The following is a 24,826-nucleotide window of genomic DNA, read 5'->3' on the forward strand; positions in this document are numbered from 1 at the left end:
TTCGATCGTGAACAAGATCGAATCGGTTGCCGGTGGCGACAACTTCGAGAAGCTGACCCTCGGCGACAACACCGTCACCACCACCGTGACCGATGAGCCAGGTACCGGTACTCCAGGCACTGACAACCAAGGCGACAAGGTCACCGTCACCATCGTTGGCAAAGGCGATGTCACCGAAGACCAGCAGCCGGCCTTCACCGTCAAGGTCAGCCAGAAGCTCGACCACGACCTGACCGTCACCCTGTCGAACGGCGACAAAGTCGTTATTCCGGCCGGTCAGACCGAAGCCGAATACAAAGCCAAGGCTCAGGGCGACGACGTCTTCAAGGATGGCGATACCCTGACCGTCGGCATCACCGATGCCGCTGTCGATGGCAAAGCCTTCGAGAATCTGGAGCTGGGCGGCAACGCCTCGGTACAGATCACCGACACTGTCAGCGAAGTCGTCGCCACCCTGACCGCCGACAAGACCACCGTCACCGAAGGCGGCCAGATCACCTACACCGTGACCCTGACCAACGCCCAGGGTCTGCCGGTCAACGGCCACAATGGCCTGACCTTCACCCTGACCGATGGCACCAAGGTCACCATCCAGGCTGGCAGTGCCAGCGGTACCTTCACCATCACTGCACCGGACGATGTATTCGTCGGTGGCCAGCCGAGCATCGTCAACAAGATCGAGTCGGTTGCCGGTGGCGACAACTTCGAGAAGCTGACCCTCGGCGACAACACCGTCACCACGACCGTGACCGATGAGCCTGGCACCGGCACTCCAGGTACCGACAACCAGGGCGACAAAGTCACCGTTACTATCATCGGCAAAGGCGATGTCACCGAAGACCAGCAGCCGGCCTTCACCGTCAAGGTCAGCCAGAAGCTCGACCACGACCTGACCGTCACCCTGTCGAACGGCGACAAAGTCGTTATTCCAGCCGGTCAGACCGAAGCCGAGTACAAGGCGAAAGCCCAAGGTGATGACGTCTTCAAAGACGGCGACACCCTGACCGTCGGCATCACCGATGCCGCTGTCGATGGCAAGGCCTTCGAGAACCTGGAGCTGGGCGGTAACGCTTCGGTGCAGATCACCGACACCGTCAGCGAGGTCGTTGCGACCCTGACTGCGGATAAGACCACGGTCACTGAAGGCGGCCAGATCACCTACACCGTCACCCTGACCAACGCCCAAGGTCTGCCGGTAAACGGCCACAATGGCCTGACCTTCACCCTGACTGATGGCACCAAGGTCACCATTCCGGCCGGTAGCGCCAGCGGTACCTTCACCATCACCGCTCCGGACGACGTGTTCGTTGGTGGTCAACCAACCATCACCAACAAACTGGAAAGCGTGACAGGTGCCGACAACTTCGAAAAACTGACCCTGGGTCAGGACGAAGTGAAGACATCGGTCACTGACGAACCGGGCACCGGCACTCCGGGCATCGACAACCAGGGCGACAAAGTCACCGTTACTATCATCGGCAAAGGCGATGTCACCGAAGACCAGCAGCCGGCCTTCACCGTCAAGGTCAGCCAGAAGCTCGACCACGACCTGACCGTCACCCTGTCGAACGGCGACAAAGTCGTTATTCCAGCCGGTCAGACCGAAGCCGAGTACAAGGCGAAAGCCCAAGGTGATGACGTCTTCAAAGACGGTGACACCCTGACCGTGGGCATCACCGATGCCACCGTTGACGGTAAGGCCTTCGAAAATCTGGAACTGGGTGGCAATGCCTCCGTCCAGATCACCGATACCGTCAGCGAGGTGGTTGCGACTCTCACCGCCGACAAGACCACTGTGTCTGAAGGTGGCCAGATCACCTACACCGTAACCTTGACCAATGCCCAGGGTCTGTCGGTCACCGGCCACAACGGCCTGACCTTCACTCTGACCGATGGCACCAAGGTCACCATTCCAGCCGGAAGCGCCAGCGGCACCTTCACCATCACCGCTCCGGACGACGTGTTCGTCGGCGGCCAGCCTTCGATCGTCAACAAGATCGAAGGCGTCAGCGGCGCGGACAACTTCGAGAAGCTCACGCTGGGTGACAACACCGTCACCACGAGCGTGACCGATGAGCCTGGTACCGGCACTCCAGGCACCGACAACCAGGGCGACAAGGTCGCCGTCACCATCGTTGGCAAAGGTGACGTCACCGAAGACCAGCAGCCGGCCTTCACCGTCAAGGTCAGCCAGAAGCTCGACCACGACCTGACCGTCACTCTGTCGAACGGCGACAAAGTCGTCATTCCAGCCGGCCAGACCGAAGCCGAGTACAAGGCCAAGGCCCAGGGCGACGACGTCTTCAAGGATGGCGATACCCTGACCGTCGGCATCACCGACGCTGCCGTTGACGGCAAGGCCTTCGAGAATCTGGAGCTGGGCGGCAACGCCTCGGTGCAGATCACCGACACCATCAGTGAAGTGGTTGCGACCCTCACCGCCGACAAGACCACCGTCACCGAAGGCGGCCAGATCACCTACACCGTGACCCTGACCAACGCCCAGGGTCTGCCGGTCAATGGCCACAATGGCCTGACCTTCACCCTGACCGACGGCACCAAGGTCACCGTTCCAGCCGGCAGCGCCAGCGGTACCTTCACCATCACCGCCCCGAGCGACGTATTCGTCGGCGGCCAGCCCTCGATCGTGAACAAGCTTGAAGGTGTCAGCGGCGCGGACAACTTCGAGAAACTGACGCTCGGCAAGGAAACACTCACCACCACCGTCACTGATGATCCGGATACCGGCAACAAGGTGTCCGTCACCATCGTCAGCAACGGCGATGTCACCGAAGACCTGCAGCCGTCCTTTACCGTCAAGGTCAACCAGAAGCTGGACCAGGACCTGACCGTCACCTTGAGCAACGGCGCCAAAGTGGTGATTCCGGCTGGCCAGACCCAGGTCGAGTACAAGGCGGATGCCCAGGGCGATGACGTGTTCAAGGATGGCAGCTCGCTGACCGTCGGCATCACTGATGCAGTCGTTGATGGCAAGACCTTCGAGAATCTGGAACTGGGCGGCAACGCCACCGTGCAGATCACCGACACCGTCAGTGAGGTCGTCGCGACCCTGACCGCCGACAAGACCACCGTCACCGAAGGCGGCCAGATCACTTACACCGTGACCCTGACCAACGCCCAGGGTCTGCCGGTCAATGGCCACAATGGCCTGACCTTCACCCTGACTGACGGCACCAAGGTCACCATTCCGGCCGGCAGTGCCAGCGGCACCTTCACCATCACCGCCCCTGACGACGTGTTCGTCGGCGGCCAGCCTTCGATCGTCAACAAGATCGAATCGGTTGCCGGTGGCGACAACTTCGAGAAATTGACTCTGGGTGACAACACCGTCACCACGACCGTGACCGACGAGCCGGGCACTGGCACTCCAGGCACCGACAACCAGGGCGACAAGGTCACCGTCACCATCGTCGGCAAAGGCGATGTCACCGAAGACCAGCAGCCGGCCTTCACCGTCAAGGTCAGCCAGAAGCTCGACCACGACCTGACCGTCACCCTGTCGAACGGCGACAAAGTTGTCATTCCAGCCGGTCAGACCGAAGCCGAGTACAAGGCCAAGGCCCAAGGCGATGACGTCTTCAAAGACGGCGATACCTTGACCGTCGGCATCACCGACGCTGCCGTCGATGGTAAGGCCTTCGAGAATCTGGAGCTGGGCGGCAACGCTTCGGTCCAAATCACCGACACCGTCAGCGAAGTCGTCGCGACCCTCACCGCCGACAAGACCACCGTCACCGAAGGCGGCCAGATCACCTACACCGTGACCCTGACCAACGCCCAGGGTCTGCCGGTCAATGGTCACAATGGCCTGACCTTCACCCTGACCGATGGCACCAAGGTGACCATCCCGGCTGGCAGTGCCAGCGGCACCTTCACCATCACTGCACCGGACGATGTATTCGTCGGTGGCCAGCCGAGCATCGTCAACAAGATCGAGTCGGTTGCCGGTGGCGACAACTTCGAGAAGCTGACCCTCGGCGACAACACCGTCACCACGACCGTGACCGACGAGCCTGGCACCGGCACGCCAGGTACCGACAATCAGGGCGACAAGGTCACCGTCACTATCGTCGGCAAAGGCGATGTCACCGAAGACCAGCAGCCGGCCTTCACCGTCAAGGTCAGCCAGAAGCTCGACCATGACCTGACCGTGACCCTGTCGAACGGCGACAAAGTCGTCATTCCAGCCGGCCAGACCGAAGCCGAGTACAAGGCCAAGGCCCAAGGCGATGACGTCTTCAAGGACGGCGACACCCTGACCGTCGGCATCACCGATGCCGCTGTCGATGGCAAAGCCTTCGAGAACCTCGAGCTGGGCGGCAACGCCTCGGTACAGATCACCGACACTGTCAGCGAAGTGGTCGCCACCCTGACCGCCGACAAGACCACCGTCACCGAAGGCGGCCAGATCACCTACACCGTGACCCTGACCAACGCCCAGGGTCTGCCGGTCAATGGCCATAACGGCCTGACCTTCACCCTGACCGATGGCACCAAGGTCACCATTCCGGCCGGCAGTGCCAGCGGCACCTTCACCATCACCGCCCCTGACGACGTGTTCGTCGGCGGCCAGCCTTCGATCGTCAACAAGATCGAATCGGTTGCCGGTGGCGACAACTTCGAGAAATTGACTCTGGGTGACAACACCGTCACCACGACCGTGACCGACGAGCCGGGCACTGGCACTCCAGGCACCGACAATCAGGGCGACAAGGTCACCGTCACCATCGTCGGCAAAGGCGATGTCACCGAAGACCAGCAGCCGGCCTTCACCGTCAAGGTCAGCCAGAAGCTCGACCATGACCTGACTGTCACTCTGTCCAATGGCGACAAGGTGGTCATCCCTGCTGGCCAGACCGAAGCCGAGTACAAGGCCAAGGCCCAAGGCGACGACGTCTTCAAAGACGGCGACACCCTGACCGTCGGCATCACCGATGCCGCCGTTGACGGTAAGGCCTTCGAAAACCTGGAGCTGGGTGGCAACGCCTCGGTGCAGATCACCGACACTATCAGTGAAGTGGTTGCAACCCTCACCGCCGACAAGACCACCGTCACCGAAGGTGGCCAGATCACTTACACCGTGACCCTGACCAATGCCCAAGGTCTGCCGGTCAATGGCCACAACGGCCTGACCTTCACCCTGACCGATGGCACCAAGGTCACCATCCCCGCTGGCAGCGCCAGCGGTACCTTCACCATCACTGCACCGGACGACGTGTTCGTTGGTGGTCAACCGACCATTACCAACAAACTGGAAAGCGTGACCGGTGCCGACAACTTCGAAAAACTGACCCTGGGTCAGGACGAAGTGAAGACCTCCGTCACTGACGAGCCGGGCACTGGCACTCCAGGCACCGACAACCAGGGCGACAAGGTCACCGTCACCATCGTCGGCAAAGGCGATGTGACCGAAGACCAGCAGCCGGCCTTCACCGTCAAGGTCAGCCAGAAACTGGACCACGACCTGACCGTGACTCTGTCGAACGGCGACAAGGTCGTGATCCCTGCCGGTCAGACCGAGGCCGAGTACAAGGCGAAAGCCCAAGGTGATGACGTCTTCAAAGACGGCGATACCTTGACCGTTGGCATCACCGACGCTGCCGTCGATGGTAAGGCCTTCGAGAATCTGGAGCTGGGCGGCAACGCTTCGGTCCAAATCTCCGACACCGTCAGCGAAGTCGTCGCGACCCTCACCGCCGACAAGACCACCGTCACCGAAGGCGGCCAGATCACCTACACCGTGACGCTGAGCAACGCCCAGGGTCTGCCGGTCAATGGCCATAACGGCCTGACCTTCACCCTGACCGATGGCACCAAGGTCACCATTCCAGCCGGAAGCGCCAGCGGCACCTTCACCATCACCGCTCCGGACGACGTGTTCGTCGGTGGCCAGCCTTCGATCGTGAACAAGATCGAATCGGTTGCCGGTGGCGACAACTTCGAGAAGCTGACCCTCGGCGACAACACCGTCACCACCACCGTGACCGATGAGCCGGGTACCGGCACCCCAGGCACTGACAACCAGGGCGACAAGGTCTCCGTTACCATCGTCGGCAACGGCAACGTCACCGAAGACCAGCAGCCAGCCTTCACCGTCAAGGTCAGCCAGAAACTTGGCCAGGACCTGACCGTCACCCTGAGCAATGGCGACAAAGTCGTCATTCCAGCCGGTCAGACCCAGGTCGAGTACAAAGCCGCAGCCCAGGGCGACGACGTGTTCAAGGATGGCAGCTCGCTGACCGTCGGCATCACCGATGCCACAGTCACCGGCAAGACCTTCGAGAACCTCGAGCTGGGTGGCAACGCCACCGTGCAGATCACCGACACCATCAGTGAAGTGGTCGCCACCCTGTCCGCCGACAAGACCACCGTGTCCGAAGGCGGCCAGATCACCTACACCGTGACCCTGACCAATGCCCACGGCCTGTCGGTCACCGGCCACAACGGCCTGACCTTTACCCTCAGCGACGGCACCAAGGTCACCATCCCGGCCGGCAGCGCCAGCGGTACCGCCATCATCACGGCGCCTGACGACGTCTTCGTTGGCGGCCAAGCCACCATCAGCAACAAGATCACCGGCGTCACCGGTGCCGACAACTTCGAGAAACTGACCCTGGGTCAGAACGAAGTGCAGACCTCCGTGACCGACGAGCCGGGCACCGGAACTCCAGGCACCGACAACCAGGGCGACAAGGTCTCCGTCACCATCGTCGGCAACGGCAACGTCACCGAAGACCAGCAGCCGTCGTTCACCGTCAAGGTCAGCCAGAAGCTTGGCTACGACCTGACCGTCACCCTGTCCAACGGCGACAAGGTGGTGATCCCGGCAGGTCAGACCCAGACCGAGTACAAGGCCGCCGCACAGGGCGACGACGTGTTCAAGGACGGCAGCTCGCTGACCGTCGGTATCACCGATGCCACGGTTCCGGGCCATACCTTCGAGAACCTCGAGCTGGGTGGCAACGCCACCGTGCAAATCACCGACACCATCAGTGAAGTGGTCGCCACCTTGTCCGCCGACAAGACCACCGTTTCCGAAGGCGGCCAGATCACCTACACCGTGACCCTGACCAACGCCCAGGGCCTGTCGGTCACCGGCCACAATGGCCTGACCTTCACCCTGACCGACGGTACCAAGGTCACCATCCCGGCCGGCAGCGCCAGCGGCACCTTCACCATCACCGCCGCGGACGATGTATTCGTCGGCGGTCAGCCGACCATCAGCAACAAGATCACTGGTGTCACCGGTGCCGACAACTTCGAGAAACTGACCCTGGGTCAGAACGAAGTGAAGACTACCGTCACCGACGAACCAGGTTCGGGCACCCCAGGCACCGACAACCAGGGCGACAAGGTCTCGGTCACCATCGTCGGCAACGGCAACGTCAACGAAGCCCAGCAGCCGTCGTTCACCGTCAAGGTCAGCCAGAAGCTCGACCAGGACCTGACCGTCACCCTGAGCAATGGCGCCAAGGTGATCATCCCGGCCGGCCAGACCCAGGTCGAGTACAAGGCCAACGCCCAAGGTGATGATGTGTTCAAGGACGGCAGCTCGCTGACCGTCGGCATCACCGATGCCACGGTCACCGGCAAGACCTTCGAGAATCTGGAACTGGGCGGCAACGCCACCGTGCAGATCACCGACACCATCAGTGAAGTCGTGGCCACCTTGTCCGCCGACAAGACCACCGTCACTGAGGGTGGCCAGATCACCTACACCGTGACCCTGACCAACGCCCAGGGCCTGTCGGTCACCGGTCATAACGGCCTGACCTTCACCCTGTCCGACGGCACCAAGGTCACCATCCCAGCCGGCAGCGCCACTGGCACCGCCACCATCACCGCACCGGACGACGTGTTCGTCGGCGGCCAGGCCACCATCAGCAACAAGATCACCGGCGTCACCGGTGCCGACAACTTCGAGAAACTGACCCTGGGTCAGAACGAAGTGAAGACCTCGGTCACCGACGAACCGGGCTCGGGCACTCCAGGCACCGACAACCAGGGCGACAAGGTCTCGGTCACCATCGTCGGCAACGGCGATGTCAACGAAGCCCAGCAGCCGTCGTTCACCGTCAAGGTCAGCCAGAAGCTCGACCAGGACCTCACCGTGACCCTGAGCAATGGCGCCAAGGTAGTTATCCCTGCCGGCCAGACCCAGGTCGAGTACAAGGCGCCGGTCCAGGGCGACGACGTGTTCAAGGACGGCGGCCCGCTCACCGTCGGCATCACCGATGCCAGCGTGGTCGGCAAGACCTTCGAGAACCTCGAGCTCGGCGGTTCGGCCACCGTGCAGATCAGCGACACCATCAGCGAAGTGGTCGCGACCCTGTCCGCCGACAAGACCACGGTTGCCGAGGGTGGCCAGTTCACCTACACCGTCACCCTGACCAACGCCCAAGGTCTGCCGGTCAACGGCCATAACGGCCTGACCTTCACCCTGACCGACGGCACCAAGGTCATCATCCCGGCCGGCAGCGCCACTGGTACGGTCACCATCACCGCCAAGGACGACGTGTTCGTCGGCGGCCAGCCGAGCATCGTCAACAAGATCGAGTCCGTCACCGGTGGCGGCAACTTCGAGAAGCTGACCCTCGGCAGCAATACCCTGACCACCACGGTGACCGACGAACCGGGCTCGGGCACTCCAGGCACCGGCAACCAGGGCGACAAGGTCTCCGTTACCATCGTCGGCAACGGCGATGTCAACGAAGCCCAGCAGCCGTCGTTCACCGTCAAGGTCAGCCAGAAGCTCGACCAGGACCTGACCGTCACCCTGAGCAATGGCGCCAAGGTAGTCATTCCGGCCGGCCAGACCCAGGTCGAGTACAAGGCCGCCGCCCAAGGCGACGACGTGTTCAAGGACGGCAGCTCGCTGACCGTCGGCATCACCGATGCCACAGTCACCGGCAAGACCTTCGAGAACCTCGAGCTGGGTGGCAATGCCACCGTGCAGATCACCGACACCATCAGTGAAGTCGTGGCCACCTTGTCCGCCGACAAGACCACCGTTTCCGAAGGCGGCCAGATCACCTACACCGTGACCCTGACCAACGCCCAGGGCCTGTCGGTCACCGGCCACAATGGCCTGACCTTTACCCTGACCGACGGCACCAAGGTCACCATCCCGGCCGGCAGCGCCAGCGGCACCTTCACCATCACCGCCGCGGACGATGTATTCGTCGGCGGTCAGCCGACCATCAGCAACAAGATCACCGGCGTCACCGGCGCGGACAACTTCGAAAAACTGACCCTGGGTCAGAACGAAGTGAAGACTACCGTCACCGACGAGCCAGGTTCGGGCACCCCGGGCACCGGCAACCAGGGCGATAAGGTCTCGGTCACCATCGTCGGCAACGGCAACGTCACCGAAGACCAGCAGCCGTCGTTCACCGTCAAGGTCAGCCAGAAGCTGACGCAGGACCTGACCGTGACCCTGAGCAACGGTGCCAAGGTGATCATCCCGGCCGGCCAGACACAGGTCGAGTACAAGGCCGCCGCCCAGGGCGACGACGTGTTCAAGGATGGCAGCTCGCTGACCGTCGGCATCACCGATGCCACGGTCACCGGCAAGACCTTCGAGAATCTGGAACTGGGCGGCAACGCCACCGTGCAGATCAGCGACACCATCAGTGAAGTGGTCGCCACCCTGTCCGCCGACAAGACCACCGTCACCGAAGGCGGCCAGGTCACCTACACCGTGACCCTGACCAACGCCCAGGGCCTGTCGGTCAACGGCCACAATGGCCTGACCTTCACCCTGACCGACGGCACCAAGGTCACCATCCCGGCCGGCAGCGCCAGCGGCACCTTCACCATCACTGCCAAGGACGACCCGTACGTCGGTGGCCAGCCGAACATCGTCAACAAGATCGAATCGGTCACCGGCGGCGACAACTTCGAGAAGCTGACCCTGGGCAGCAACACCGTCACCACCAGCGTCACCGACGAGCCGAGCGGCCAGGGCGACCTGACCACCGTCGGCATCAGCGGCGACACCTCGGTGACCGAAGGTGACACCGCCCACTACAACCTGACCCTGAGCAACCCGTCGAAGTCCGAGGTGACCATCACCTTGACCTACAGCGGCACCGCCACCGACGGCCAGGACTTCACCGGCGTGGTCACCGTGAAGATCCCGGCGGGCAGCAGCGGCACCACCTTCGACATCAAGACCATCGACGACAAGCTGGTCGAGGGCTCGGAGAACTTCACGGTCAAGATCAGCGGCGCCGCGGGCGGTGGCTTCGAGAACCTGCAGGTCGACGCCGGCAAGTCCAGCGTCACCACCACCATCATCGACAACGACCACGCGCCGGTGTCGACCGGTGGCGCCGTGACCGGCAGCGAAGACACCGACTACGTGTTCAAGTGGGGCGACTTCAACGTCAGTGACGCCGATGGCAACACCGGCCTGTCGGTGACCATCAGCAAGCTGCCGGACCTGGGCAGCCTGAAGTTCTTCAACGGCACCTCGTGGGTCGATGTGTCGCTGAACCAGAACATCAGCCAGGCCGACATCGCCGCCGGCAAGCTCAAGTTCGTGCCACTGGCCAACCAGTCGGGCGTCGACGGCTATGGTGGCAGCGGCGTGGGCAACAAGCAGGCCGACTACGCGCAGATCAAGTACAAGCCCAACGACGGCACCAACGCCGGCGGCGAAGTGACCATGAAGGTCGATATCGCGCCAGTGGCCGACAAGCCTGACCTGAACATCGGCAACAACAACGTCAACTCCATCGGCCTGCTCAAGGAAACCTGGAACAGCCTCACCGGCCTGGGTAACAACGGCAACGGCATCACCGGCGATGCGCTGAAGAACGTCTTCGCCAACTCCGGCAATGCCAGCAAGAGCGAGACCGTCACCGGCGTCGACACGGTCGCCACCGTGACGCCTGGCACGGGCTCGAAGACCTCCGGCCTGATCTACCTGGAAGCCGGCAAGACCTATGCGTTCAGCGGCACCGCCGACGACAGCCTGCAGATCGTCGTGGGTGGCAAGAACGTCGCCAGCGGCACCTGGGGCTCAGGCAGCGGCGCCATCTCCGGCAGCTTCACCCCGACCACCAGCGGCTACTACACCCTGGAGATCTACAACGCCAACCAGGCCGGCCCCGGCAGCCTGGACGTCAACATCAAGGTGGGCAACGGCGCGGTCACCGACCTCAACAGCTCGAACATCCCGATGTACCCGAGCGTCAAGGACCTGACCAACGCCGGCGTGACCGTCGGCGACCTGCACGGTAGCAACAACCAGGGCTACTACGACGGCTACAAGCTCAACGAAGGCAGTGAGAACGGCGCCCCGGTCAAGCTGGTGGGCATCAGCACCAACCTGACCGACACCGACGGCTCCGAATCCCTGAGCATCAAGCTCAGCGGCATCCCGGCAGGCTCTGTGCTGGCCGACAACGCCGGCCACACCATCACCGTCGGCAAGGACGCGGTGGACGTCACCGGCTGGAACCTGGGTGGCCTGACCATCAAGCCACCGGCCTACTACGCCGGCCAGTTCGACGTGAAGGTCAGCTCGACCTCCACCGAGAGCGTCGGCGGCAGCACCGCGACCAGCGAAGGCACCATCAAGGTCACGGTCTACCCGCAGTCCTACACCACCAGCAACCTGTCTTCGGACAGCGACAACATCACCGGTACCGACGGCAACGATGTGGTGGTGGCCGACGTCACCGGCCTGCACGTGGTGCCAGGCCAGGACTACAACCTCGCCTTCATCGTCGACACCTCGGGCAGCATGGGCTCGTCCGGCGTGGATGCGTCGAAGAAGTCCCTGGAATCGGTGTTCAAGACCCTGGCCGCCAGCGTCAAGGGCGACCAGTCGGGTACCGTGAACATCCTCCTGGTGGACTTCGCCACCCAGGTCAAGAGCAACGTTGCGGTGACCCTGAACGATGCAGGCCTGCAAACCTTGCTCAATGCCCTGAACACGCTCAATGCCAACGGCGGCACCAACTACGAGGATGCCTTCAAGACCACCGCCAACTGGTTCCAGTCTCTCAAGGCCGCAGGGAATACCGGCAGCAACCAGACCTTCTTCATTACCGATGGCCAGCCGACCTACTACCAGGCCAACGAGCAAGGCAACCCAAACCTGGGCACTAGCGGTAACAGCTTCGACAGCTACCTGGCCTCCATCAATTACAAGGCTGGCATGACGGTCAGCAAGTACTTGGACAACACGAACTACATCACCATCGGGAGCGACGGAGCGCTGACCGTACAGACCTATGGCCGGGGAGGCTGGAGTACAACGCTATCGGGTGACATTCGCGCCGACGGTATTGGTGGCTATGAACTGTCGACACGCGGAGGAAGTGGATCCAGCACAAGCACCACCACCACGAACAACTCGCAGGACAGCTTCAAGCTGCTCTCGGGCCTGTCCGAGGTCGAGGCCATCGGCCTCAACAACGGCGTCAACACCAACGACCTGAAACCGTACGACACCGACGGCAAGCCGCAGACCAACATCGACCCGAGCAAGCTGGCCGAGGCGATCCTCGGCCATACCGAAGTCACCCAGCCGGGCAACGACACGGTCAATGGCGGCGACGGCAATGACATCATCTTTGGCGACCTGATGGTCTTCGACGGTGTTGCCGGCACCGGTGTCGAGGCGATCCGCGGCTATGTCGCCGACAAGCTGGGCGTCGACTCGGGCAGCGTGGACGCGCGGGCGATGCACAAGTACATCACCGAGAACTACGCCGAGTTCGATGTCTCGCGTAGCAACGACGGCGCTGATACCCTGCTGGGCGGCAACGGCAACGACATCATCTTCGGCCAGGGTGGCAACGACTACATCGACGGCGGCAAGGGCAACGACATTCTGCTCGGTGGCACCGGCAACGACACCCTGCTCGGCGGCGAAGGCAACGACATCCTGTTCGGCGGTGCCGGCAATGACATCCTCATCGGCGGCAAGGGTGACGACATCATGACCGGCGGCAGCGGTGCCGACACCTTCGTGTGGAAGGCCGGCGACCTGGGCAAGGACGTGATCAAGGACTTCAAGGCCAGCGAAGGCGACCGCCTCGACCTGAGCGACCTGCTCCAGGGCGAGAAGGCCAGCACCATCGACAACTTCCTGAAGATCACCACGGTCAATGGCGAGTCGACCCTGCAGGTCAGCACCGAAGGCAAGCTCAACGCCGCCGGCGGCCTGGCCAACGCTGACGTGACCATCAAGCTCGAGGGCGTGAACTGGTCCAACACCACGATCAACTCGTTGATCAGCGGCGCCGACCCGACCATCAAGATCGACAACTCCAACAGCTGATCCCCCTCCCCGACCACGGCCCGCAAGGGCCGGCGTCGGGGCGCGGGCTTTTCCAGCCATCCCTTCACGCGCATACTCGTGCACCGGGCTTACATGCCCGGTGAACTTTGCCTATGCTGCTGACTACCAAAAAGGATTCATCGTGACGAGGGACGCCGCCATGTTCTACGTGCAACGCGACGCCGAAGGCCAGTTGCTACGGGTGGAAGCCGCCGCGTTTGACGGTTTTACCGACATGGTCCCGGCAGACAATGCCGAGATCCAGGAATGGTTCGCCGACGACGTTGTCGAGAACAGCCTCAAGCAGCTCAAGCAGAGCGACCTGGACATGATCCGGGTACTGGAGGACCTGATCGAGGTGTTGACCGCCAAGGGCGTGTTCAGCATCACCGACCTGCCACCGGGCGCCCAGGCCAAGCTGCTCAACCGCTCCACCGCACGCAAGGCGCTGGGCGGCCTGAACAACCTGATCGAGGAAGACGAGGACGGCGGGTTGATCTGATCAAACGGCCATTGTTTGCGCCTGTGGTAGTCCTGCCCGTTCCCACAGGCTTTAACTTAACGCCAGGGCGCCGGCCCACCGACCAGTTGCCCCTGGATCCCCTGCACACCCATCTCCCGTAGTACCTTCAGCTCCCCTTCGGTCTCTACCCGCTCGGCGATCAACGGCAGGTCGATGCTGTGCGCCGCGCGCTGGATGGCCTCGATGAACAGGCGCTTGTGCCGCTCCTGGTCGATGTTGCGGATGTAGCCACCGTCGATCTTCAGGTAGGCCAGCCCCAGGTGGGCGAGGTTGCCGATCATGCTGAAGCGCCCGCCGAAGCGCTGCAGCGCCAGGCTGAAGCCCAGTGCGCGCAGGCGTCGGGTCAGTTGTTCCAGCGCCGACTGCTCGGGCAATTGCTCTTCGCCGATCTCGAAGGTCAGCCGCCGCCCCAGCGCCCCATGCTGCCCAAGCAGCTCGTAAACCCGCTGCAGCGCCTGGGGGTCGGCCAGGGTCGCGGCCGACAGGTTCAGCGCCAGCGCCTCACCATGCCCCTGCAAGTGCTTGAGCACTTTTTCCAGCACCAGCAGGTCCAGCCGCGCCATCCAGCCGAAGCGCTCCAGCCACGGCAGGAAACGGCCGGCCGCCAGGGCTTCGCCCTGCTCGTCGTGCAGGCGCGAGATGACCTTGTAGTGCAGCACCCGCTCCGGCGCCCTGGCATCCACGACCGGCTGGAAGAACAGCTCGAACTGGCCCTTGCCCAACGCCTGGTCCAGGCGCGTGTGCCAGGCGTGGTGGCTGTCGGCGGCCTGGCCTGCGGCGCCCTGCTCCAAGCATACCCACCCCGGCGCGGGCTGGCTCTCGGCGCGGGCCAGGGCCTCGTCGGCGAGCTTGAGCAACGCTGGCGGGGCATCCCCAGGACTGTAGGGCGCCAGGCCGATGCAGGCCACCGGGTCGACATCGCTGGCGCCGGTCTCGTGCAAGCTCTGCAAGGTGGTTTCCAGGGCCTGGGCCAACTGGATCGCCTCGTCATGCACCATGCCCGGCGCCAACACCGCGAACTCGCCGCCACGGCTACGGGTGATCAGGTCATTGGTTTCGGGGAAGTTCGCACAGGTGCGGCGCAACTGCTCGCCCACCGCCTGCAGCAACTGGTCGGTGCGCTGGCCCCCCAGGCGCGCGTTCAGGCCCGCCAGGTCCTGGACACGCAGCAACAGCAGGTAGCCGGCCCGGGCCTCCTCCAGGTTGCTGACCCGGGCATTGAGCTGCATTTCGAAGTAACGGCGGTTGGCCAGCCCGGTGAGGCTGTCCTGGTACGACTCGGCACGCAGTTTCTCGCTGCGCTCGGCCTGCTCGGTGAACAGCGCCTTGAGCTTCTCGACCATCTGGTTCATCGCCTGCACCACCCGGCGCAGCTCGGGCGTACGCGGCAACTCCGGCAGGCTGAGGAACTCACGGCGGGCAATGGCGTGGGACTGCGCCACCATGTAGTCGAGCGGCCTCAGCTGGCGACGCAGCAGCAGGGCCCCGAGCACCGCGCTCGCCGCGCCGCACAACAACAGCCAGCCCAGGCTGCCCAGGGCGCTCTGCCAGAGCTTGGCCAGGGCAAACATCGGATGGCTGATCACCTCGACCCGCGCCGCCTGCTGCCAGCCACGGCTGACAATGGCGTCACCGCCGGCCGGGTCCAGGCCGATCAGCTGGATGAACCAACCCGGCACGCCACCCGCGTCGGGCTCGGCATGACGCTCGACCAGCACGGCATTGGAGTCCAGGTCGATGACCTTGATGCTCGAATAGTAGCCACTGTCGAAGATCGAGCTGACCATCAGCTCGACCATCGCCGGATCGTCGATGTTCGGCGTCAGCGACAGCGCCAGCGCGGTCGCCGCATCCTGGGCATGGGAACGCAGCTGGTTGACGTACTGGCTGCGCGAGCTCTCCAGGCTGACCATGAAGCTGCCACTGAAGGCGACCACCAGGAACAGGCAAATGGCTAGCAGCAATTGTTTGAACAGTGACATCTGTGCTCCTTCAGTAAACCGGTTCGGCCGGGAACCCTTCGGCCTGCATTTTCTTCAGCAAGTCCTGCCACCGTGACAGGCGCTTGGTGTCCCCGACCTTCTTGTTGCCGCCAGCGCCGGTCAGCCACAGGCCTTCACCATTGAAGGCATACACCGGTAGCAGGTCGGTACGCTGGCTGGCCGGCTTGATGGCGTCCATCAGGCTGTCGAGCACCAGAGGCTGGGCCTGTGGGCTTGAATAATAGGTCAGGACCATGTGCGCACGGTTCTGGCGCAGGGCCTTGACGTAGGTGATGCGCAGCTTTTCCGCCGGGATGCCCATGCGCCGCAGGCTGAAATACTTGGCGATGGCATAGTCCTCACAATCGCCCGCGCCCTTGATCAGCGACTGCACCGGCGTGGCCCAGTAGTCCACCTCGTGCCACAGGTCGATGTCCTCGACATAGCGCAACTGTTTGTTGAAGAACAGGTTGACCACCTGCAACTGCTCCAGCTCGCTGCCCTGCTTCTGTGCCGTCAGCAGGTTCTGCCAGGCATCGATGCGTCCCTGGCCCGGGCCCAACGGGCCGTAAAGGGCCTGCGCACGGCGGCTGATCTGCGAGAAGTCCCAATCCGCCTGGGTAGCGCCCAGCCACAGGCAGCCGAGCAGCACGGCAAGGCCGAGCCGGCGTACGGTCGCATTGAGGGGCCAAGGTATCGCCACTGCGGACACCTGTTCAGATCAGTCGAAAGCAGCGATGGTGCGGGCTGACGCGGCAAAAGACAATGGCACCGGGTGCCTGTACTGCCAACTGTCGGCAAACCCGCTTCGTACAAGGGCTGGCGACCTTGGCCATCTTCCCAATGCCGGCAACTTGCTTCACGATAGCCGCGTTTCGTCAGTGCGCCATGGCGCACCGGCTTGATCAATCCGTTTGACAAGCGCCCCCTACCCTCACTAGGGTAATTGGATCCAATTTTCATGTTGCCGAGGCGAACCACGCGTGGCTGAGAAACCCAAACTCCTGAGCACCGTGCTGGGCAGCGAGCAGGTACCGCCGCACCTGGCCCGCAGTGTCATAGAAGAGCGCCTGCGCAGTGCCATCCTCGACGGCCGCCTGCCACCGGGCACCGCCGTGCGCCAGCAAGAGCTGGCGACCCTGTTCGGCGTCAGCCGCATGCCTGTGCGCGAGGCCCTGCGCCAGCTCGAGGCCCAGTCCCTGCTGCAGGTGGTGATGCACAAAGGTGCCGTGGTGGCGCCACTGATCGGCGAGGATGCCGTCGACACCTACGCCTTGCGCGTGCTGCTCGAGACCGAGGCGCTGCGCCAGTCGATCCCCTTGCTCGATGCCGAGGACATCGCCCAGGCCAGGGGGTATATCCGCCAGCTCGAAAGCGAGACCCGTCACGCCGAAATCGGCCGGCTCAACCGTTTGTTCCACATGGCCCTCTACAGCAAGGCGCAGAACCAGAAGCTACTGCGCATGATCGAGATCGAGCTCAACGAAGAGGAACGCTTCCTGCGCTTCCACCTATCTTCGATGGGGCTGGGCAAGCTCACCCAGGACGATCACATCGCCCTGGTCGACGCCGCCAGCGACAAACTGGTGGACAAAGCCATCGAGCTCCTGGAAGAGCACCTGAACCACGCCGCGCGCACCATCAGGAGCTACCTCGACAGGCAATCGGGCAACTGATCCTGCTCAACCGCGCAGCCGACCTCAACGACCGCGTCGCTGCGCAGACACGATCCGCCACAAGGAACGGCAGTGCACGTGCAGACGCGACAGGAAATCACGCCCGACCAGCCGTCCAGGATCCGCTTGATCTGCCTGGCCAGCACCCGGCAACAACTTGCCCAGTATCGTACTTGGGCAAGAACCCTCAGCGACCCCATCGAACTGGTCGCGGTCGATGTCCCGAGCATTGCCGACCTGGAACACTCCGCCGCACTGCCCGTGGCCGGGCGCCTGACCCTGGCCCTGCGCGAGCAGCTTGAGCCTTACCTTACACAACCCCACGCCATGTTCGCCCAAGGGTTGGGCGCGCACATCGCCCTAGCCCTGATGCAACAGGTGCAGGAGGCGAGTCCGGGGCAAACCCGTCACTTGTTTGTTTCAAGCTGTGACAGCCCGCAGTTCAGTACCAGCAACCTTCCATTGCACGTGCCGATGACCGTGCTCTACCCGCCTGGCTCCCTGGCGGCGATGCTCGGCTGGCACAGACTGGTAAGGCGAGAGCTGGAGCTGATTGAATTGCCGGGGCAATCGGTCGATGCCTCGCTGCTCAACCAGCGTCTGGTGCGCATCTTCAACAGCCACCTCGGGCTGCTCAGCTACTAACCCTCCCCTCCTGCCATCCACACGCTGATCAGGGTATTTCCACTGCCCGGTCCGTCGCAGGCCATGGCAGTGCCAGCATTTTGGGCACACTCTACTCCCCGCAGCGGCCGCTGATCATCAGACGTGGACCTGGCCGCCTGCCTCCTCATTCACCTGCAGAAGGAATCTGGCACCAGGGCAAGGACCGCACGCGATCAGCCGCCCTCCAATAGTCACTCTCCCATCTCCGTTCATCAGTGCTCCGAGTGAGGCATTCACTCTGTGTCTATTTTTCTGATCGTTATTTATCGGAAGGAGCACATATTGCCAAAATAAAACTTACTCAAAGTTTTATTCGGACACTTATATTTCAAGAAAAGTCCGAGCGCAAAATAATCAAAAAAACAATTGCGACAAACTTTGAAGTTGTTCTAACTTTTATAGCGCCAGCCAAGGGCGGCCAGGCATCACCGTGGACGCCTTGCCAGACAAGCCCTGCCGGCCCCTAATCGTTGTTCGATGTCGAAATTTCATTCGAGGCATCACTTCGCCTGGAATTTATATAACGAGCAATGTGCAGAGCAACTTAACCCCTGAATGCCATCCATAACGGACCTCATCATGAGCACATTGAAGCGCACACTTTCCGACAAGAAACATGAACTTTCCCTGCACCCACTCTTTTCCGAAATCGACTCGCTGCAGACACTGCGCCGGTTCATGGAAACCCATGTTTTCGCAGTCTGGGACTTCATGTCACTGACCAAGCGCCTGCAGCAGGAGCTGACCTGCGTCAGCCTGCCCTGGCTACCGCCGGCGGACCCGGCCGCTGCGCGTCTGATCAACGAGATCGTGCTGGGCGAAGAATCGGACGACCGCCTCGACCACGGCCACTACAGCCACTTCGAGCTGTACCTGGATGCCATGCGCGAAGTCGGTGCCAGCACCCAGGCCATTGATCGCTTCATCACCCTGCAGCAGCAGGGCATCACGGCCATCGATGCCCTGCTGCGCTGCGGTGCCAGTGAGGCCGCCCAGCGATTCGTCCGCGACACCCTCGAGGTGGCCCTCGACGCACCGGCCCACCGGGTCGCGGCCGCCTTCCTGCACGGCCGGGAAAGCGTGATTCCGGCGATGTTCCAGCAGATCCTCGACGAGTGGGGCATCGGCACCGAGCAGGCGCCGACCTTCCGTTACTACCTGCAGCGCCACATCGAAGTGGACTCCGAAGACCACGGGCCTGCCGCCGAACAGTTGCTGGCCCGCCTGGTCGACCACGACCCGCTGCGCCAGGAAGACGTCTACGTGGCCGCCATCGCCGCAGTGGACAGCCGCATGGCGCTGTGGGACCGCCTGCGGGCCTCGCTGCAGACGCCTGTCGCCGAGGCCACCCAATGAACGCCCTCGAGTACCGCTCCTTTGCCGAGGCCTGGGAGGCTCGGGCGACCATACGCACCCGGCCCCGGCGCCTGGTGGAGGATGACCAGCGACTGATCTACCCCCTGAGCCGCCAACCCCTGGTGCTCGGCGCGACGTTCCAGCGCGAATGTCCGCAGTTGCGTGATTTCGTGCTGGTGCAAAGCCTCTACAAGTTCATCAACGATGTGGTGATCTTCGAGACCGAAATCGTCGACCGCACCGCCCGGCGCATCGCCAAGGATCGCTTTGCCGTGCGGTTCCCGTTCGCCTGCCGCTACGACGCGATGACCGTGGTGGTGGACGAGGACTATCACGCCCTGGTGGCGATGGACTTCCTGCAGCAGACCATCGCCCTGACCGGCATCGAGCCGATCGCCCTGCCCCAGGAGATCGAACTCAGCCGCGCCATTCCGGCCGTGCTGGACCAGGTGCCCGAGGGCCTGCGCGATGCGCTGGAACTGATCTGCGTGGGCATCGCCGAGAACACCCTGACCGACGATGTCGCGGCCTTTGCCAAGGACGACTCGGTCAAGCCCTCGGTGAAGGGACTGATGGCCGATCACCTGCTGGACGAAGGCCGTCATTCCAGCTTCTGGGCGCGGCTGACGCGCATCTACTGGCACACCGCGCCAGAGACGGATCGTCAGGCGATCGCCAAGGTGCTGCCGCTGTTCCTGCGCCAATACCTGACCAGCGACATCCAGCAGGCTTTCGACTGCGCCCTGATCGCTGCTTTGCCGGTGAACGAAACGGTGCGCCAGGCCTTGCGCGATGAAGCGCAAGGCCTGGCCTACCCAATCAACCACCAGCATCCGCTGCTGGGCAACATCCTGCGTTTCTTCCGCAGCAGCTCGATGCTCGAGTCGCCCTGTGTGCAAGACGCCCTGCGCGACTACCTGCCCTGAGGACCTGGATATGAGACGCCTCGACATACTCCTGGTGGGCAACAGTCCCACCCTGAAGGCATTCGCCCGCCTCCTTGATGAGCACGGCCATGGCCCGGCCACCGTCGACAGCGGGCAAGCCTTGCGCCAGCGGCTGTCGGTCCGGCCAGACCTGGTGGTGGAAGACGGCAGCCTGATACTCGGCAGCAGCGACTGGCAGCCTCTGGGTGACACGCCGCTGCTCAGGCTGCGCCTGGGCGCCAGCTTCGCCGAGCCCCTGCCACAACTGGAAGCCCTGTGCTGGTGCGGCAGTGCCAGCGCCCAGCGGCTGATTCAGCGAGCAGCGATCCACACGCCAAGCTCCGGCAACGGCCAGCAGTTGTGTGAAGACGCCCTGCAGGCCTTGTGTGATCAACTGGCCCTGCAAGTCACCCGTTTTGCCCGCAATCCGGCGCATCTGCAGGAAGCGCCCGCAGTAAGCCCCGGCGACCAGGAGCGCGAGCATAGCCTGGACTGGCTGGAGGCACTGGCCTTCCGCCATCCATTCAACCGCACACTGCGCGCCGACCTGCTGGAGCAGGCCGAAACGAGCCTGGTCGAGACACTGGAGCACAGCCTGCGCCTGCATGCCGAACGCTTCGCCCTGAACCATGGCGGCCAGCGCTCCAGCTATCGCCAGTTGCATGCCCGCACCGTCGCCATCCAGCAGGCCCTGGTACCGCTGCTGCCTGAACCCGGCGAACAGCCACCGGTGGTCGCCGTGTGCATGGACAAGTCGCCTGACCTCTATGCCAGCCTGCTGGCGGTGCTGGGCTGTGCGGCCATCTACCTGCCGCTGGACCCGGCCACACCGGCCGAACGACGCCAGTCGATCCTCGAGGATGCCGGTGCCTGCGTCGTGCTGCATGACGGGCATGTGCCTGTGGATATCCCCCATGTGGATGTTCGCAGCCTCGCTACGACACCGGGCATGCCGTTGCCTGGCCTGGCGCTGCGCCAGGCCGGCGCAGGGCAGGCGTGCGTGGCGATCTACACCTCCGGCACCACCGGCCAGCCCAAGGGCGTGCTGCTCAGCCAGCGCAACCTGGCGCACTTCATGGCCTGGTATCGCGAGCATGTGGCCCTGGACGGGCACAGCCGGGTGCTGCAGTTCTCCACCATCGGCTTCGATGCCTCGCTGCTGGACATCCTGCCGACCTTCCTCTGCGGTGCCGAGCTGGTAGTGCCCAGCGAGGACCAACGCCGTGATCCGCGGCAACTGGTACAACTTATCCACAGCCAGGAGGTCAGCCATGCGTTCCTGCCACCGGCCCTGCTGAGCATCCTGCCCCGCGATCTCCACCTCGGCCTGCGTCATCTGATCACTGGCGGCGACGTCTGTGAGCCGGAGGTCATCACCCGCCTGGCCGGCCAGTGCCGGATGCACAACATCTACGGGCCGACGGAAACCACCGTGCTGGCCACCACCCGGGTGTTCGCCAGCGGCGACAGCAACCGCAACCTGGGCCTGCCCATCGCCAACACCCAGGTGCTGATACTTGACCAGGATCTGCGACCGGTAGCGGAGCAGACCCCTGGCGAGCTGTACATCGCCGGGCCCGGTGTCGGCCTGGGCTATCTGAACAAGCCTGCACTGACCGCCGAACGCTTCGTCGAGCTGAGCCTGCCCGCAGGCCGCACGCTGCGAGCCTATCGCACCGGAGACATCGGCAAGTGGACCGCCCAAGGCATCGAGCTGTGCGGACGGCGTGACAACCAGGTGAAGATCCGAGGCTTCCGGGTCGAGCCCGAGGAGATCGAACACTGCCTACGCGACAGTCACCTGTTCGCCCAGGTAGCGGTAGTGATCGACGCGCAGCGCCGGATCCTGGCCTTCCTCGCCCATCCGCAGCGGGCCGATGCGCAAGCCGTGTTGCGTGAGCATGCCGAGCGGCACCTACCCGACTACATGCGCCCGATGTTCTACCAGGTGCTGGAGCACATGCCCTATACGGCCAACGGCAAGGTGGACCGCCGGGCACTGTCGGCACGACCACTGCCCCTACCGACGAACGCGCGCATCGCACCGACGACCGAGACCGAGAAGCACCTGCTGCAGCTGTGGAGCGGGTTGCTGGAACTACCACCAGCCAACATCTCCATGGACGACAGCTTCTTCAATCTGGGCGGGCACTCGATCCTGCTGTCACGCCTGTTGCTGGAGGTAAGGGAACACTTCGGCCAAGGCGTGGCAATCAACCGTTTCATCGAGCAGCCGACCTTGCAGCGCCTGGGTGCGCTACTCGACGGCAACGATGATGCGCTGCAGACCTCCCTGGCGCGCCTGGAGCAGGACGCCAACCGCGATCTCGGCTTGCAGGTACTGCCGATGGAACGTCTGGGCGATGTGCACAAGGTCATCGTCACGGGGGCAAACAGCTTCCTTGGCGTGCACCTGGTCGAAGCTTTGCTGGAATGGGGCGCCACCGAAGTTGCCTGTCTGGTACGCCGAGCCGGTGGGTGGTCCGCCGAGGAGCGCTTCACCAAGGCCCTGCAGGACAACCACATCAACCTGGACCTGAGCCGCGTGCGGGTACTCGAGGCAGACCTGCGCAAGCCGCTGCTGGGCTTGTCCCAGGCCGATTACGACGACCTGGACAACCACTATGGCGCCTTGCTGCACAACGCCGCGCAGGTCAACCATGTGCTCGACTACGAGGTGCTGGCCGCCGACAACATCGAGCCGTTGTTCGAGTGCCTGCGGCTGTGCGAAGGCCGACGCAAGAAGATCTTCAACTTCGTCTCGACCCTGTCCGCGTGCAGCGCCGTGGACAACGATGGTCGCGTGCTGGAGAGCGATCCGGTCAGTACCCCGCCGATCTATATCCGTAATGGCTACAACCTGAGCAAGTGGGTCGGCGAGCGCATCCTCAGCCGCGCGCGCGAGCAGGGCGTGTGGGTCAACCTGTTCCGCCCGGGCAACATCACCTTCGACAGCCGCACGGGCGCCTGCCAGCCCCAGCGCAATCGACTGATGCTGATGCTCAAGGGTTCGCTGCAACTGGGCCAGGTGCCGGGGCTGGAGATCGACTTCGACCTCATGCCAGTGGACTTCCTGTCCCGTTTCATCGCCTTCCACAGCAGCCGCCACCAGGCTGGCCAATGCGTGTTCAACCTGCACAACCCCGAACCGCTGCGCTGGCGTGACTATCTGGCGTCGTTCCATGCGCAGGGCCATGCCTTCGAGCTGGTGAGCGTCGAGCAATGGCAGCGCCAGTTGGCCCGGGTCGACCGCGACAACGCGCTGTACGACGTCCTGGGCTTCTATCTGGACGGTTTCGAGGAAGACATCGGTGACATCTCCGGCATCGCCCACGACAACGCCCGTGCCGGCGTTCAGCGCATGGGCGCCCGTTACCCGAGCAAGGACCCGGCGCTGCTCAGCCGCGGCTGCCGCTACCTGGCCGACATCGGTTTTATCTGATCCCTTCAATCCACAACAGGAGCAACATCCCATGCAAACACTCAAACCCGACACCCTGATCCGCAACCCGCAAGGCTGCCTGGTGGTTTCCAGCGTCGAGATCGCCGCCCCAGCCGCCAGCGTGTGGAACATCGTCGGCAACTTCGCCGGCTTCCCGGTGTTCATCCCTGCGCTGGCGCACATCGAGATGACCGGCAGTGGCGTGCGCTCGGTGCGCAAGAAGCTGTTCAAGGATGGCAACGTGGTGATCGAGCAGTTGAACAGCCGTGACGAGCAGGCCATGCACATGACCTGGAGCCTGATCTACACCAGCCTGAATATCGGCAACCTGTGGGCTGCCATGCAAGTGCAGGTGATCGATGCCAACCGCAGCCGTGCGACCTGGACCATCCAGGCCGAGCCCTGGGAAGGTGGTCCGCAGGACCTGCCGGGATTCCAGGCGTTCCTGCAGGGCTTTGCCGACGAGGCGATGGGCAATGTGCGTAACCTACTGAGCTGAGATCACTGGCAGGGGCGTTTGCCCCGATAGCAAAAAGGCCGCTCCCAACCGGGAGCGGCCTTTTTTTGTCTTGGATGTCAGGGGTCGGGGGATGACTGTTCGGGCTGCGCTTTCGCGCAGGGTACAGGTTTTCAAGCATCAGCCCGCGATCACCGGCGAAGCCGGTGCCATACACCGCATCGCGGGGCTAGCCCGCTCCCACGCTGCTGATGCTTGCAACTTTGTTCCCTGCGAGACAGCCCAGTCCAAGGCGCTGGGTTGTCTCATACAGCAATCACGTGCATTGGTACCCTGAAAAGACAAAGCCCCTGACCGCATCGCGATCAGGGGCTTCGGAATTGAATCTTGACGATGACCTACTCTCACATGGGGAAGCCCCACACTACCATCGGCGATGCATCGTTTCACTGCTGAGTTCGGGATGGGATCAGGTGGTTC

At 63.2% G+C, this 24,826-nt stretch carries 9 protein-coding genes, 1 rRNA gene and 1 pseudogene; 8 read left to right on the forward strand and 3 right to left on the reverse strand.

Features of this window, described 5'->3' with window-relative positions; translation table 11 throughout:
- Positions 1–7 precede the first annotated feature (7 nt).
- Positions 8–13,318: pseudogene (locus AC25ND_RS26150) on the forward strand (immunoglobulin-like domain-containing protein); the annotation flags it as partial.
- A 160-nt stretch (positions 13,319–13,478) separates the two neighbouring features.
- Positions 13,479–13,820, forward strand: a complete 342-nt coding sequence (locus AC25ND_RS26155; protein WP_028693096.1) for a hypothetical protein — start codon at positions 13,479–13,481, stop codon at positions 13,818–13,820.
- Positions 13,821–13,876: 56 nt separating this feature from the next.
- Here the strand turns inward: AC25ND_RS26155 and lapD are convergent, their stop codons facing one another.
- Positions 13,877–15,823, reverse strand: coding sequence for a cyclic di-GMP receptor LapD (gene lapD / locus AC25ND_RS26160; RefSeq protein WP_028693095.1), 1,947 nt, complete (start codon positions 15,821–15,823; stop codon positions 13,877–13,879).
- A 10-nt stretch (positions 15,824–15,833) separates the two neighbouring features.
- Positions 15,834–16,535: a cysteine protease LapG gene (lapG, locus tag AC25ND_RS26165; protein WP_232854099.1), complete on the reverse strand. Its 702-nt coding sequence runs from the start codon at positions 16,533–16,535 to the stop codon at positions 15,834–15,836.
- 271 nt (positions 16,536–16,806) lie between these two features.
- Here lapG and AC25ND_RS26170 point away from each other — a divergent pair, with 271 nt between their 5' ends.
- From AC25ND_RS26170 to AC25ND_RS26195, 6 genes are all read left to right on the forward strand, one after another.
- Positions 16,807–17,499, forward strand: coding sequence for a GntR family transcriptional regulator (locus AC25ND_RS26170; protein WP_028693093.1), 693 nt, complete (start codon positions 16,807–16,809; stop codon positions 17,497–17,499).
- A 78-nt stretch (positions 17,500–17,577) separates the two neighbouring features.
- Positions 17,578–18,144: a hypothetical protein gene (locus AC25ND_RS26175; RefSeq protein ID WP_139121101.1), complete on the forward strand. Its 567-nt coding sequence runs from the start codon at positions 17,578–17,580 to the stop codon at positions 18,142–18,144.
- A 600-nt stretch (positions 18,145–18,744) separates the two neighbouring features.
- Positions 18,745–19,521, forward strand: a complete 777-nt coding sequence (locus AC25ND_RS26180) for a DUF3050 domain-containing protein (RefSeq protein ID WP_486976675.1) — start codon at positions 18,745–18,747, stop codon at positions 19,519–19,521.
- The gene (locus AC25ND_RS26185) at positions 19,518–20,447 is read left to right on the forward strand and encodes a diiron oxygenase (RefSeq protein WP_028693090.1); all 930 of its coding nucleotides are present in this window, start codon (positions 19,518–19,520) and stop codon (positions 20,445–20,447) included. Before AC25ND_RS26180 ends, AC25ND_RS26185 begins: the two co-directional genes overlap by 4 nt.
- A 10-nt stretch (positions 20,448–20,457) precedes the next feature.
- Positions 20,458–23,889: an amino acid adenylation domain-containing protein gene (locus AC25ND_RS26190; protein ID WP_486976676.1), complete on the forward strand. Its 3,432-nt coding sequence runs from the start codon at positions 20,458–20,460 to the stop codon at positions 23,887–23,889.
- Positions 23,890–23,920: 31 nt separating this feature from the next.
- Positions 23,921–24,388 carry an SRPBCC family protein gene (locus AC25ND_RS26195; protein ID WP_028693088.1) on the forward strand — a complete coding sequence of 156 codons (468 nt, stop codon included), beginning with the start codon at positions 23,921–23,923 and terminating at the stop codon, positions 24,386–24,388.
- Positions 24,389–24,731: 343 nt separating this feature from the next.
- Here the strand turns inward: AC25ND_RS26195 and rrf are convergent.
- Positions 24,732–24,826 (reverse strand): 5S ribosomal RNA (rrf, locus tag AC25ND_RS26200); the annotation flags it as partial.

It is taken from the genome of Pseudomonas sp. P110(2024), assembly GCF_057480795.1.

Bases quoted from the DNA above. Each gene is read 5' to 3' on its own strand.
- lapD (WP_028693095.1), bottom strand. From the start codon at position 15,823: ATGTCACTGTTCAAACAATTGCTGCTAGCCATTTGCCTGTTCCTGGTG.
- AC25ND_RS26185 (WP_028693090.1), top strand. From the start codon at position 19,518: ATGAACGCCCTCGAGTACCGCTCCTTTGCCGAGGCCTGGGAGGCTCGG.
- AC25ND_RS26180 (WP_486976675.1), top strand. From the start codon at position 18,745: ATGAGCACATTGAAGCGCACACTTTCCGACAAGAAACATGAACTTTCC.
- AC25ND_RS26195 (WP_028693088.1), top strand. From the start codon at position 23,921: ATGCAAACACTCAAACCCGACACCCTGATCCGCAACCCGCAAGGCTGC.
- AC25ND_RS26155 (WP_028693096.1), top strand. From the start codon at position 13,479: ATGTTCTACGTGCAACGCGACGCCGAAGGCCAGTTGCTACGGGTGGAA.
- AC25ND_RS26190 (WP_486976676.1), top strand. From the start codon at position 20,458: ATGAGACGCCTCGACATACTCCTGGTGGGCAACAGTCCCACCCTGAAG.